The sequence below is a fragment of the Paraclostridium sordellii genome (assembly GCF_000953675.1).
Taxonomy (GTDB): domain Bacteria; phylum Bacillota; class Clostridia; order Peptostreptococcales; family Peptostreptococcaceae; genus Paraclostridium; species Paraclostridium sordellii.
This window is the reverse complement of the sequence record NZ_LN679998.1, coordinates 1,876,873-1,889,342: the sequence shown is the minus strand read 5'-3', so window position 1 is coordinate 1,889,342 and position 12,470 is coordinate 1,876,873. Positions and strand designations below refer to the sequence as shown.

Sequence of the window (12,470 nt, the reverse complement as noted above, 5' to 3'; positions counted from 1 at the left end):
ATTTTTTTAGATAATAAAAAGCCATGAAGGGTTTAAACTCTTCATGGCTTTTTTGTTTTATAAAATAAATATTTAAGGAGGTATTATGAATCAAGTAGAATTTTTTAATAAAATAGCAAAAGAATGGGACTCTATAATAGAAGTAAATGAAGAAAAAATAAATTTACTGTTATCAAAATTAGATATAAAATCAAACGAAAGAATATTAGATGTTGGAACGGGAACGGGCGTAATAATACCTTTTATAAAAGCTTTAAATAAAGGGGGATATATAAAAGGAGTTGATATTTCAACTGGCATGCTAAATATAGCAAAAGAAAAATATAAAAATTTAGAAAATATAGAATTTGAAATAAAGGATGTAGAAGAAGAAGAAATATATGAAAAGTATGACAAAATCATATTATATTCAATGTTTCCTCACTTGGAAAACAAAACAAAAACAGTAAAAACTTTAATAAATAAAAATTTAAATAAAAATGGAAAACTCATTATAGCTCATTCAAATAGTAGAGAGTTCTTAAATAATATGCACAAAGAAAAAGGCAAGTCTGTAAGTAAAGCTAGGTTAATACCTGTTAATAATCAAAGAAAAATATTTGAAAAAAATGGCTTAAAGGTTTTAGAAGCTTTTGAAAATGATCAAATTTATTATTTGGTTTTAGTTAAAAATTAATATCTGGAGGAGAAAATAAAATGAAAAGTAAAAAAATAGCTTTTTCATCAATGCTTATAGCTTTCGGAATTATATTACCGATGATATTTCATACTGTAAATTTAGCAGGAAATATATTTTTACCAATGCACATACCGGTGTTAATAGGAGGATTTTTATTAGGACCAGTTTGTGGGATGTTAATAGGAATTATCACACCAATACTTAGTGGATTTATGACAGGGATGCCACCGATTATACCAGTAATGCCTATAATGGCCTTTGAACTATGTGCATATGGTTTTTTAACAGGTTATATATTTAATAAAACTAAAAAAATATACATAACTTTACTTTGCACAATGTTAGGTGGACGATTATTTGCAGTAATTGGCGCATATTTAGTTTCTATAACTGTAGCTCCAAAAGTAAATCCTTTATTATTTGTATTTGGAAATATAACTATGGCCATACCTGGGATATTAATTCAATTAATCTTTATACCTATTTTTATTAAATATTTAAATAATAATTTAGAAATAAGAAGAGCTTTAGCATAAAAGACCTGTAAAGGTCTTTTTTAGTGTATAAAAGATATATATTAGTAAAAAACTGGAAAACTTAAATAAAAATATGATAAAGTTAAATAAATAAATAAATAAGGAAGTGTTATAAATGTCAATAAAATTATTTGGAATTATTTTTATTATTTTAGGAATAATTATGACTATTTTAACTATTAGCAATAAAAAATCTTATAATAGCAAAAAATTTAAAAATTTAAAAGTAAAAAGACAAGTTTACAAAAAAAATAACTTAAATTTAGTAGAAGGAATATTTTTTACTATATTAGGATCAATTATATATTTTGATATATTTTCTCCGACTATAATACTAGTAATATTAATATTATTCTTATTAATTGCATTGAAATTAAGTATAAAAATAACCAAAGGTAAAAATTAATTAAATCTACTAATTAAGAGTAAGTTTTTTATTATTTTGTTAAATTCTATTTACTTTTAAAAAAAATAGTGACAAAGTAGTTATTAGTAAGAAAAATTTAAGGAGATTGTCGTTATGAATTATTTTGAGGATAGTATAAATGAGTATAATGAAAAAGATGCACAAGAAAAAGTAGAGTTAGCTATTTCATATATATTAAACGACTATGAAAATCTAGATTTTAAAAAAACTTTGATTTTATTAAAAAAATCAGCTTTGCAAGGAAATTCAGGAGCTCAATATTTACTAGGGTTACTATACCAAGGAGGTATAGAAGCTCTTGAGATGTGTTTTGAAGTTGATATATTTACAAATGAAAATATAGATATAATAGATTTGGATAAATCTTTATACTGGTTTGAAAAATCAGCAAAACAAGGTAATCCAAAATCTCAGTGCAATTTGGGTTATATATATGAAAATGGTATAGGTGTAAAGGTTGATTATAAAAAAGCTATAAACTACTACAAACAAGCTGCAGTTCAAGGGGATGAAATTGGACAATGCAATCTAGGATATATGCATGAAAAAGGATTAGGAGTGGATATTGACTATAAAAAAGCTTTTAAATTTTATAAGAAATCAGCAACTCAAGGAGATGAAGTAGGTCAAAATAATTTGGGTGAAATGTATAGGGATGGATTAGGTACACAAGTAGATTACGATATAGCTATGCAGTTATTTCAAGAGTCAGCTATGAATGGATGTATAGAAGCTTTTTACAACATTGGAAGTATGTATGAGAAAGGTCTAGGCGTAGATACTGATTATGAAAAAGCCATAAATATATATGAGAAAGCTTCTGACTTAGGACATGAAAAAGCGAAAAAAAAACTAGAAAGATTATTACAATTAAATAAATAAAAAATGACCTTATTGTAAGGTTATTTTTTTTGTTAATTTATATACATAATAGAAAAATTTATTTATAATATATTGAGTGAATAAAGTTATATTTAAAAATTAATCTATTTTAAGCAGATATAAAAAGCTATTGATTAAAATTTTAAAAATAAGTGTATATATTTAACTGGACAACTGAAATTTAAAAAACATGATTTAGGGGGCGTTTGTTATTTTGAATAATAAATTAATTGAAGCTAAAGACTTTTTAATGAGTAAAATATTTAAAATCTATAAAAATTATGTACCTGAACATATTAATGTTGGAACTAATGAAAAACATAATATAGTAATTATGGCAGAACAACTTTTAAATATAAGTTATACTATACCAAAACTATTTAGAGAAAGAATAATATCAGTAGATAAAATACATGATAAGCATAATCCAAATGAAATAATATATGAACTATTTGCAGATGAAAATAAAATGATTTTACTGCTTTGCGAGGATTTAAAAACAAAGGATATAACTATTAAGTGGGTTGATAAACTATGGCTATATTCAGCATAGGTATGGAAATGGAGGTAAGAGTTGAAAAGAAAAATAGTAATTTTAACTGTAACAACTTTAATGACAATTAGTATGGTAGGATGTGTGTCTCAAAAGAATAAAGAGATGCAAGATACTATGAATAATGTAAGTGATACATTAAATAAAATTGATTCAAATTTTAATAAGAAAACGTTAACATACGAAGACTCTCAAAAATTAATAGAAAATATAAGTTCGCAGCTTTCTGAATTTAAGCCAGAGGTAACGCCTGATAAACAAACCATAATTTTAAACTTGGCAACTAGAGAAATTTCAGGTGAAATTGGACGTGAGTATATAATGATAAATATGGTAGCGAATAAAACTGATTATACCATACAAGTCAGTGGAAATATATTTAGAGATAAATATGGAAAAGTACCAAAAAATGATGCTACGGTAAGAGCTTTATACGATTTATTAATAGATACAAATAGTATTTCAGGATTAAATATTAATGAATATATAGAAATGATTAATGATCAAAGTTTAGCAAAAAATAAAATAAAAGAAACTATAAGAAATTTTAATGAAATTGATTTTAATTATTATGAAAAAAATATAGTATTTGAAATGACTAAAACTTTAAATAGAAATGAGGAAAAAATAAACGAAATAGAAGTTTCACAAAATGAATTTAAGGAACAAAGGCTAGAATTAAAAAACAAACTATCTGATTATTCTAAAGAGTTTGCGAAAACAAACAATTTAAAATGTGTTGAATACAAGAATAAAGACATAAATAAAAACCTTACAACTTTTGGGGTTTTAGGAGATGGATTTTCAGCCTACATAGATGTTAATTTAGAAACTAAAATATCAAGTTCAAAATCAGCATCAAATATATGTAAATTTAGTATGGGATCAGATCAAATAGATCCAAAGTTGAAACAATTACATAGAGATTATTTAGTAGGTGCTATAAGGATTATTAATTCTATAACAAATTCTGACATAAATTATGGAGAAATAAAAGATGTTATAGACTCTAATGAAACAAGAAGCAAATACTCTTTAAAAAATACGAATCTTCAAACTGTATTTAAGTACTCAAATAATCTTGAAAAATCATTGATAGATGATATTTATACTTATAATCAAACAATAAAGCTAAAATAAATAACTGCCTATATTTAGACAGTTATTTTTGTGATTTGTTTAAAAAAAGATGAAAATTTAAAAAATTAGAAAATTTATCGTTATAGTTACAAAAAAAACAAAGAAGTGGTATGATTGTTATTAATAATATAAAAGGAGGTATGTTTATGAAAAACAAGAAAAAGTTTTCCTTTCCGACAGCATACACTGTAATTTTAATTGTTATGCTGATAGTTATGGGATTAACTTATGTCATTCCTTCAGGAAAGTATGCTAAGTTAAGCTACGATTCTAATAGTTCAAACTTTGTAGTTGAGTTACCAAATGGAGATACTAAAGAGTATCAGGGATCTCAACAAACGTTAGATAAACTAGGGGTAAACGTAAACCTAAAACAATTTACAAGTGGAGCAATATCAAAACCAGTTGCAATACCAAATACATATGAAAGATTAGAAAAAGGAAACACTACAGTGTTTGGAGCTATAACTACATTTTTAAAAGCTCCAATACAAGGTTTATATGATTCAATCGATATAATAGCCTTCGTTTTAGTAATAGGAGGATTAGTAGGAGTAATAAATAGTACAGGAGCTTTTACAGCAGGTATAAATGCTTTATCTAAGGCTTTAAAAGGAAAAGAAAAATGGATGATAGTAATAATAGCATCATTGGTAGCTTTAGGAGGAACCACTTTTGGCCTAGCTGAAGAAACAATAGCATTTTATCCAATAGTCGTCCCAATATTTATTGCAGCAGGATATGATGCAATTGTAGCTATAGCCACAATATTTTTAGGATCATGCGTAGGTACTATGGTATCTACAATAAATCCATTTTCTACTGTAATAGCTTCAAATATTGCAGGAGTTACTATTGCACAAGGATTACCATTAAGAATTTTGACATTGGTTATAGCAATGGCAATAACTTTGATTTACATAATAAGATATGGAGAGAGAGTAAAAAAAGATCCTACTAAGTCTTTAATATACTCTCAAAAAGAAGAAATAGAAAAGAAATTTTTATCAGAGGAAAATGATGAAGATTTAATTAAATTTACATTTAGAAAAAAAATAATGTTATTAATATTTGCAGTATCTTTTGTTATTATGATATTTGGAGTTAAAGAGTTAGGTTGGGGATTCATTGAGATGACAGCACTATTCTTTGGAGTAACATTTATCATGGTACCACTTGCTGGACAAAAAGAAAGTGACTTTGTATCTAATTTTGTGCAAGGAGCTGCTGATTTATTAGGAGTTGCACTAATTATTGCTTTAGCAAGAGGTGTTACTATAATAATGGATGGTGGATTAATAAGTGATACATTATTACACTCATTAAGTGGAGTTGTATCTAATATGGGTGGAATAGTATTTTCTGTAGTAATGTATTTTGTCTATATAATATTAGGATTCTTTATAAACTCATCTTCAGGTCTTGCAGTTTTATCAATGCCTATAATGGCACCACTTGCAGATGTTGTTGGAGTTAATAGAGATATAATAATAACTGCATATATGTTTGGACAAGGATTAATTGGTATAATAACTCCAACAGGACTGATATTGGCATCTTTGGCTATGGTAGATGTAACTTATGATAAATGGTTAAAGTTTGTATTGCCATTAGTTGGAATTATTATGGGATTATCGGTAGTCATGCTTTGTGTAGGATCATTTATTTAAATGTATATAAAATAAAATCAAAACAAATTTAAATAAAAATAGTCATCTATTAATAGATGACTATTTTTATTTAATCTACATTATATACACACTGTATAGATGCTTTTTTAAATCCATAAAGTTCTATAAGTTTTTCATGAATTATAAACATATCATTTCCATACTCATTGGCTATAACATCACAAATTTTTTTGAAATCTTCACAAGTTATAGATGATTCATTAATAGTCAACAGGTATCCTAAATCTTTTTGAACTACTACATATACGTTTGACGGCAAAATACTCACCTCCAACTACGAACTTTTCAATAATATTAGTGTTAATTACGTAATTAAACTTATGTAAGTTAAAAATAAAATATACGGATATATTTTAATAAAAAGCTTGTACTTGTATACTCTAAATACTTTTTATTAAACAATATAATTAAAAATCAATATAATTTTTTAGTAATTAGTATGTAATGCTTACGTTTATACAATATTTACCGATATATGTTAATATATGGATTAAAACATTTACATAAAAAAGGAGGTGAGATAATGATTTTAGGAGATAAAACATATCTTAGAAATTTTGAAATAAGTGTTCAAGGAGACATGTTAAATCTAGTTAGAGTAGAACACCAAAATAAAAATAATAAAAAAGTAAAACGTAAAAAAGGTAAAAATCCAGGTAATAATATATATAGAGATTTAAAAAACAAAGTCAGTATAACTAATAACAAACAAAAAAGTATAAAAGAAAAATTAGAATTAGTTAAAGCTCAAGAAGAAAAAGTACATAACATGGAAAGAACTTTAAATGAAGTAAAATCTACTTATGAAAGAGCAATAAAAGAAGGAAAGCAAAAGCAAGCAAAAGAAAAGATAAAAATAAAAAAAATATTAAAAGAAACAAAGAACTTAACTAATGAGTATAATGTAGTTGATCATTCTTTAAATGATGATCAAAATATGCTATCTTGTATAGATGAAGCTTTAAAAAATATATATAATATAAAGAATAAATTATCTGAATGTAAATTTAAACTACTTAATATAGAAAAGTATGTAAATAGAAGTAAAAAAGATTTTGAATCACAAGAAAAGTTTATAAAAGAAAGTATAGATTCCAATGATTGTATAAATGAAAAAATATTAATAAACCCACTTGACTTTATTTTTGTAGAGGGAGATTTAGAGGTTGGAGTAGTTATAAATATATTCGTATAAAAAAAGAGTTTACTTAATTAAGTAAACTCTTTTTTTATTCAAATATATCTAAATCTAGATTTTTAGATAATTGTTGTAACATTTTAACTCCAGCTGAACTATTACCCATAGAATCAAGTGCTGGACCAAATATTCCTACACCCATTTTATTAGGAACAGCACCTAAAATTCCTCCTCCAACACCAGACTTAGCTGGTATACCTATATGAACTGCAAAGTCTCCAGACTCATCGTATAAACCACAAGTAACCATAATTGATTTTACTATAGTGCAAATATTCATAGGAATTAAAGTTTCGTTGTTCCAAGGACAAACTCCTTTATTCGCAAGAACTGATCCTATTCTAGCTAAATCTAAAGCTGTAACAGCAATAGAACATTGTCTAAAGTATGAATCTAGGACATCCTCTACATCACCATCAATTAGGCCTACACCTTTCATATGATAAGCAAGAGACCTATTTATATCACCTGTTCTTTTTTCAGATAAATATATATCTTCTATTACGTATATGTCTGGATTATTAGTTAATTTTTTTGTGAAATCCAATATTCTATTGATTTTTTCATCGCTATTTTTACCTTTTACTAAAGAGTTAATGACTATGGCACCTGCATTTATAAAAGGATTAGATGGAACTGATTTATTATTAATTTCCATGTTAAGAATAGAATTAAAAGCAAAACCGCTTGGTTCGCTACCTACTCTTTTAAATACATATTCAGGAGGATTATCTAATAAGGCCATAATTAAAGTTATAACTTTAGAAGTACTTTCTATTGCAAACTTTTTATTGTAATCTCCTGCAAAATACTCGTTATAACTATTACCTTTTACTGTAGCTAGAGCAATTCCTAGTTGGTTTGGATCAACTTTAGCAAGTGCAGGAATATAAGTTGCAACATGACCATCTTTTATGTATTTTTTATTTTCAGTTACGAGGTCTTCTAGTAAATCAAACATTTAAATCGCTTCCTTTTTATGAAATTTGTAACTGTTAAGTTTTTACCCTAAAAAATTAATAGCAAAACTAATTAAGAAAATTAAATATGTAACTGTTAATTACAGATTTCATATTATATATTGTAACTAATTTATAAAAGTTACAATGGTGATTGATATGATTAGAAAAGTAATTAAATTTGCAATAGAAGAATTTAAAGAGTTTTTTAAAAACTTAGGAATAGTTTGTAAGTATTTAACTGTTTTAGGTATAATTTCATTAATAGTTGTATGTATATCTATATTTCATCCAGAATTAGATGCTACAGGTAATCTTGTAACAATCAGAACTGCTTTTTCTTCAATATCAGGTTATATTTTGGAAAAGTCTACTAAAAACTGTACATCAGATACAAGGTTATTGAAAAATAAAATATTATTAGTTGGAAGTTTTTCTATAATAGCTATGATAATAATTACATTAGGCTATATTTTTAATATAGATGTTAACAATCCTTCACTTATATTAATTAAAAACTTATTATTTTCTTCAATAGGTTTTTTAACAAGTGCAAACAAGGATTTTTCAAAGAAAGATTCTTAAATAGGTTAAGCCTAGCATATTAATTATGGTAGGCTTATTTTTAATACATAAAGGAGTGATTATTTGAATAAATTAAGTGTTTGCATGATAGTAAGAAATGAAGAAAAAAATATTGAACGTTGTTTAATTAGTATAAAAGATATAGCAGATGAGATAATTATTGTCGATACAGGTTCGACTGACAAAACAACTGAAATTTGTAAAAAATTTAATGTGAAACTTATAAATCATAAATGGAACGATGATTTTAGTGAAGCTAGAAATATATCTTTAGATTATGCAACAAAAGACTATATATTATTTTTAGATGCAGATGAAGAAATATCAAAAGAAGACAGAACAAAATTAAAAGCTTTATTAAATAAAGATAGTTTAGAAGAAGGATATTTTTTAAAATTATCAAATGTAATAAAAGGAAATGAAGTTGGAGATTACACTGTTTTTAGATTGTTTAAAAATAATCCTAAATATAGATTTAAAGGTAAAATTCATGAACAGGTGGCAACTACTATACAAGAGTTAAATGGTAAAAAATGTATTGGTACTGTAGATATTAAAATAACTCACTATGGATATGATCCAAGCACAACTAATATAGAAGGTAAATATAAACGAAATATAAATATATTAAATAATTATAAAGAAGAAGAGAAAGATACTTATTACTATTATGTTTTAGGTAATGAATATTCAAGAATAGAAGATTTTAAAAATGCTATTAATTCTTATGAAAAAGCAATTAATAGCATGAACAAGAAATATAATTACTTTTTTTATCCATATTTAGTTTTGAATTTAGCTAAATCATATTTTAATACAAATCAGTTTTTTAAAGAAATAAAGTTTATTGAACATATAAAGAAAACTACACCAGATTTCAAAGATTTATACTTTATGGAGTGCTTAGCAAATATAGAGTGTGGAAAAATAACAAAAGCACTAAATTCATTAGATGACTATATAAAATGTCCTAAAAGTGATGTTTTTGAATATCCAGATAATAAGTTTGAAAATATCTATGATATAGATAGCTTGAAATCCAAATTAAAAAAGTCATGCATAAACAATGAAGATTGTAGTTTAAGTGGTTTAATGATTATAGAAGAATATGATAATAGTCTCATAGATACAATTAAAAGTTTCAATGAAATTTTAGTGAATTTTGTAGTAGTTACAAGTAATATGGACTTAAATTTAGATCCATTAAAAAATATAGGTGTACAAATTATATTCTCTAAAAATAAAAATAAAAATTTTACTTTGGCATTAAAAGAGTGTAGAGGTAAATATATATATATAGCTAACAAAGGAGAATTATGCTCAATACTTAGCCAAAGACAAATAGTAGAACTAATAAAAAAGAGTGATAAGGAAAGTTTTAGTTTTAATATTATTTCTGTAGAAGATAAAACTTATCAAAAAGAAGTGAAACTTATCAAAAAGAAAAATATACAGTTTTTAGAAATGTATATACAAGAATTAATAAAAAAAGGATCTGTTGTAGATAGCAATATTTATATTCACAAAATTAAAGTTTAATGTTATTTATATAAAAAAAGAGTATATATATACTCTTTTTTTATATAAATAACATTAAAAAATTAAAAAACATTGAAGATAATATAAGTATTCTACCCATATCATAATAATTGCTTTTATAAATTGAGAGAAAAACTCCTATCAACCCTATTGCACCTATAAAAATACTTACTATAATTTGGAATATATAATTGCTAGGAAATGATGAGTAAGATATAGATGTAAGTAAAACTATATAAATTGTAATTGCATTTAATCCGCCTTTTTTCTTTATGAATATACCTTCTTTATAAAATAAAGAGAACGATAACAAGATTAAGATTAATGCTAGTATAGTAAAAACTACTAAAAGTTCACCCATATTTATAATTCACCCTTTTTATTTATATATATGAGTAAAATTGGTGAAAATTTCATTTAATAAATTGGTATTAATATACAAAATAGTATATATTTTGAGATAAGAACTTAATTACATAACTTATACATAATTAAAAGTTTTTGAACTTAAAATTTATATATTGAATATATTGTACAAATAGATTTTTAGGGGGGATTAGGGATTTTCAAAAAGAGAGTATCGTATTTTATTTGTATAGTAATAATATTTATTATTTTTACTAGTGGATGTTATAAAAAAGACAATAGTGATATAGAAGGACATATAGTTTTAGGAAGTGAGTGCGCAAGAAGTGCTATAGCTATGGCTATAGATAAAGAAACTTTTGTAACTACTATTTTAAATAACGGATCAATACCTGTAAATTATTATGTACCTAGGCATCTGGCTTTTAATGAAAGAGGTAAAGATTATAGAGATGTAGCTGGAGATATGGGATATAGTTATGATTTAGAAAAAGCTAAAAAAATGTGGGAAAAAGCTAAAGTAGAATTAGGTTTTAAAAAAGTAACTTTAGATGTAATATTATCAGATACAGATTTTAATAGAAAATTAGGAGAATATTTAAAATCTCAGTTAGAACAATTAGATGGATTAAGTATAAATATTAAGCAAATGCCATCAAAACAAAGAAGTGAATGTTTAGCCAAAGGAGAGTTTGATATTGCTTTTAGTGGATGGTCACCAGACTATCCAGATCCATTAGCATATCTTTCTAATTTTCTAGAAGGTCAAACTTATGCAGTTGAAACACATTATAATAGTGAAGAGTATAATAATTTAGTAGAGGATGGAAAAAAATCTAAAAATAATAAGGAAAGCTTTGAACTCTATAAACAATCAGAGCAAGTTTTATTAAAGGATGCATATGTTATTCCTATGTATCAAAGGTCATCTGCTTATTTGCAAAAGGATTATGTTAAGAATATAGTTACATCTACTTATGGAACCAAATACCATTATAAATGGGTAGATGTAGATAAAAGAAATAAAGTTCTAAGAATGACAAATTCATCCGATATAACTACATTGGACACTTGTAAATTAGTTGATTTATTATCTGGAGATATTGCTACTCATGTATTTGAAGGGTTGACTAGAATGGGTGAAAATCAAAAAGTAACTCCAGGAATGGCTAAGTCTTGGAGTGTTTCAAAGGATAAACTTACATGGACTTTTAATATAAGAGAAGATGCACTGTGGTCTAATGGGGATAGAGTTACGGCCTATGATTTTGAATATGCTTGGAAACGAATTTTAAATCCTTCCACTGCATATCAAAATGCAAGTGTTTTTTATGATATAAAAGGTGCTAAAGCTTTTAATATGGGTGAAAATAGTGATTCTAATAGTTTAGGAATAAATGCTTTAGATGAATATACATTTAAAGTTGAGTTAGAAAGACCTGTAACCTATTTTGATAAATTAGTAAGCATGCAGATGTTTTCTCCACAAAATCAAAAATTTGTTGAAGCAAAAGGTGATGAATATGGCTATTCTATAGAAAATACGGTATTTAATGGCCCATTTGTTTTAAGTGACTGGAGATTATCAGATCAGTACACAATGGTTAAAAATCAAAATTATTTTGATAAAATTTCAGTTAAACTTAAGCAAATTAATACAAAAATAACTAAGGATTTATATACAGACTTAAACTTATATGAAGCTGGCGAAATTGATAGCGTTTTATTGTCATCTGAAGTAGTTGAAAATTACAGAGATAGCCCAGAATTTAATACTTTTATGGATGCAGCAATAAACTTTTTAATATTAAATGTAAAGCCAGATATATTAGAATAATAAAAAGTAGTCTTAAACCTTTAAATAAAGATTTAAGACTACTTTTTATGCGTAATATTAACAATTATATACATAATA

14 protein-coding genes are annotated in these 12,470 nt (G+C 25.3%); 11 read left to right on the top strand and 3 right to left on the bottom strand.

The window, feature by feature from the left end; genetic code table 11:
- Positions 1 to 85 precede the first annotated feature (85 nt).
- The 7 genes from ATCC9714_RS09025 (at position 86) to ATCC9714_RS08995 (ending at position 5,887) form a co-directional block, all read left to right on the top strand.
- Positions 86 to 676, top strand: coding sequence for a methyltransferase domain-containing protein (locus ATCC9714_RS09025; protein WP_057574261.1), 591 nt, complete (start codon positions 86 to 88; stop codon positions 674 to 676).
- A 20-nt stretch (positions 677 to 696) separates the two neighbouring features.
- A complete protein-coding gene (locus tag ATCC9714_RS09020; protein ID WP_057545080.1) occupies positions 697 to 1,215 on the top strand; it encodes an ECF transporter S component in 519 nt (172 codons plus the stop codon).
- Positions 1,216 to 1,330: 115 nt separating this feature from the next.
- On the top strand, positions 1,331 to 1,621 hold the full coding sequence (locus ATCC9714_RS09015; RefSeq protein ID WP_057545079.1) for a hypothetical protein: 291 nt from the start codon (positions 1,331 to 1,333) through the stop codon (positions 1,619 to 1,621).
- A 114-nt stretch (positions 1,622 to 1,735) separates the two neighbouring features.
- Positions 1,736 to 2,524 carry a tetratricopeptide repeat protein gene (locus ATCC9714_RS09010; RefSeq protein WP_057545078.1) on the top strand — a complete coding sequence of 263 codons (789 nt, stop codon included), beginning with the start codon at positions 1,736 to 1,738 and terminating at the stop codon, positions 2,522 to 2,524.
- A gap of 214 nt (positions 2,525 to 2,738) precedes the next feature.
- Positions 2,739 to 3,077, top strand: coding sequence for a hypothetical protein (locus ATCC9714_RS09005; protein ID WP_021121563.1), 339 nt, complete (start codon positions 2,739 to 2,741; stop codon positions 3,075 to 3,077).
- Positions 3,078 to 3,098: 21 nt separating this feature from the next.
- Complete coding sequence (locus tag ATCC9714_RS09000; protein ID WP_057545077.1) at positions 3,099 to 4,217, top strand: hypothetical protein; 1,119 nt, start codon at positions 3,099 to 3,101, stop codon at positions 4,215 to 4,217.
- A 146-nt stretch (positions 4,218 to 4,363) separates the two neighbouring features.
- Complete coding sequence (locus ATCC9714_RS08995; RefSeq protein WP_021129590.1) at positions 4,364 to 5,887, top strand: YfcC family protein; 1,524 nt, start codon at positions 4,364 to 4,366, stop codon at positions 5,885 to 5,887.
- Between the two features lie 70 nt (positions 5,888 to 5,957).
- Here ATCC9714_RS08995 and ATCC9714_RS08990 read toward each other — a convergent pair whose 3' ends face one another.
- A complete protein-coding gene (locus ATCC9714_RS08990; protein ID WP_021121491.1) occupies positions 5,958 to 6,167 on the bottom strand; it encodes a hypothetical protein in 210 nt (69 codons plus the stop codon).
- Positions 6,168 to 6,431: 264 nt separating this feature from the next.
- On the opposite strand from ATCC9714_RS08990, the gene ATCC9714_RS08985 reads away from it, so the two are divergent.
- Positions 6,432 to 7,103 carry a hypothetical protein gene (locus tag ATCC9714_RS08985; protein WP_055328636.1) on the top strand — a complete coding sequence of 224 codons (672 nt, stop codon included), beginning with the start codon at positions 6,432 to 6,434 and terminating at the stop codon, positions 7,101 to 7,103.
- 34 nt (positions 7,104 to 7,137) lie between these two features.
- On the opposite strand, the gene glsA is transcribed toward ATCC9714_RS08985, so the two are convergent.
- The gene (glsA, locus tag ATCC9714_RS08980; protein ID WP_057536463.1) at positions 7,138 to 8,067 is read right to left on the bottom strand and encodes a glutaminase A; all 930 of its coding nucleotides are present in this window, start codon (positions 8,065 to 8,067) and stop codon (positions 7,138 to 7,140) included.
- Positions 8,068 to 8,224: 157 nt separating this feature from the next.
- On the opposite strand from glsA, the gene ATCC9714_RS08975 reads away from it, so the two are divergent.
- Together ATCC9714_RS08975 and ATCC9714_RS08970 are read left to right on the top strand one after the other, a co-directional pair.
- Positions 8,225 to 8,650, top strand: coding sequence for a hypothetical protein (locus tag ATCC9714_RS08975; protein WP_021121449.1), 426 nt, complete (start codon positions 8,225 to 8,227; stop codon positions 8,648 to 8,650).
- A 63-nt stretch (positions 8,651 to 8,713) separates the two neighbouring features.
- Positions 8,714 to 10,189 (top strand): glycosyltransferase family 2 protein, encoded by a 1,476-nt coding sequence (locus ATCC9714_RS08970; protein ID WP_057545076.1) that lies wholly within the window; start codon positions 8,714 to 8,716, stop codon positions 10,187 to 10,189.
- A gap of 40 nt (positions 10,190 to 10,229) precedes the next feature.
- Here ATCC9714_RS08970 and ATCC9714_RS08965 read toward each other — a convergent pair whose 3' ends face one another.
- Positions 10,230 to 10,550 (bottom strand): hypothetical protein, encoded by a 321-nt coding sequence (locus ATCC9714_RS08965; protein WP_057536461.1) that lies wholly within the window; start codon positions 10,548 to 10,550, stop codon positions 10,230 to 10,232.
- A 342-nt stretch (positions 10,551 to 10,892) separates the two neighbouring features.
- Between ATCC9714_RS08965 and ATCC9714_RS08960 the strand changes: the two genes are divergently transcribed.
- The gene (locus ATCC9714_RS08960; protein WP_057545075.1) at positions 10,893 to 12,392 is read left to right on the top strand and encodes an ABC transporter substrate-binding protein; all 1,500 of its coding nucleotides are present in this window, start codon (positions 10,893 to 10,895) and stop codon (positions 12,390 to 12,392) included.
- Positions 12,393 to 12,470: the final 78 nt, after the last annotated feature.

What these genes read in the sequence shown, in the direction of transcription:
- ATCC9714_RS09025 (WP_057574261.1), top strand. Translation starts at nt 86, where the DNA reads ATGAATCAAGTAGAATTTTTTAATAAAATAGCAAAAGAATGGGACTCT.
- ATCC9714_RS09020 (WP_057545080.1), top strand. Translation starts at nt 697, where the DNA reads ATGAAAAGTAAAAAAATAGCTTTTTCATCAATGCTTATAGCTTTCGGA.
- ATCC9714_RS09015 (WP_057545079.1), top strand. Translation starts at nt 1,331, where the DNA reads ATGTCAATAAAATTATTTGGAATTATTTTTATTATTTTAGGAATAATT.
- ATCC9714_RS09010 (WP_057545078.1), top strand. Translation starts at nt 1,736, where the DNA reads ATGAATTATTTTGAGGATAGTATAAATGAGTATAATGAAAAAGATGCA.
- ATCC9714_RS08995 (WP_021129590.1), top strand. Translation starts at nt 4,364, where the DNA reads ATGAAAAACAAGAAAAAGTTTTCCTTTCCGACAGCATACACTGTAATT.
- ATCC9714_RS08985 (WP_055328636.1), top strand. Translation starts at nt 6,432, where the DNA reads ATGATTTTAGGAGATAAAACATATCTTAGAAATTTTGAAATAAGTGTT.
- glsA (WP_057536463.1), bottom strand. Translation starts at nt 8,067, where the DNA reads ATGTTTGATTTACTAGAAGACCTCGTAACTGAAAATAAAAAATACATA.
- ATCC9714_RS08975 (WP_021121449.1), top strand. Translation starts at nt 8,225, where the DNA reads ATGATTAGAAAAGTAATTAAATTTGCAATAGAAGAATTTAAAGAGTTT.
- ATCC9714_RS08965 (WP_057536461.1), bottom strand. Translation starts at nt 10,550, where the DNA reads ATGGGTGAACTTTTAGTAGTTTTTACTATACTAGCATTAATCTTAATC.
- ATCC9714_RS08960 (WP_057545075.1), top strand. Translation starts at nt 10,893, where the DNA reads ATGGCTATAGATAAAGAAACTTTTGTAACTACTATTTTAAATAACGGA.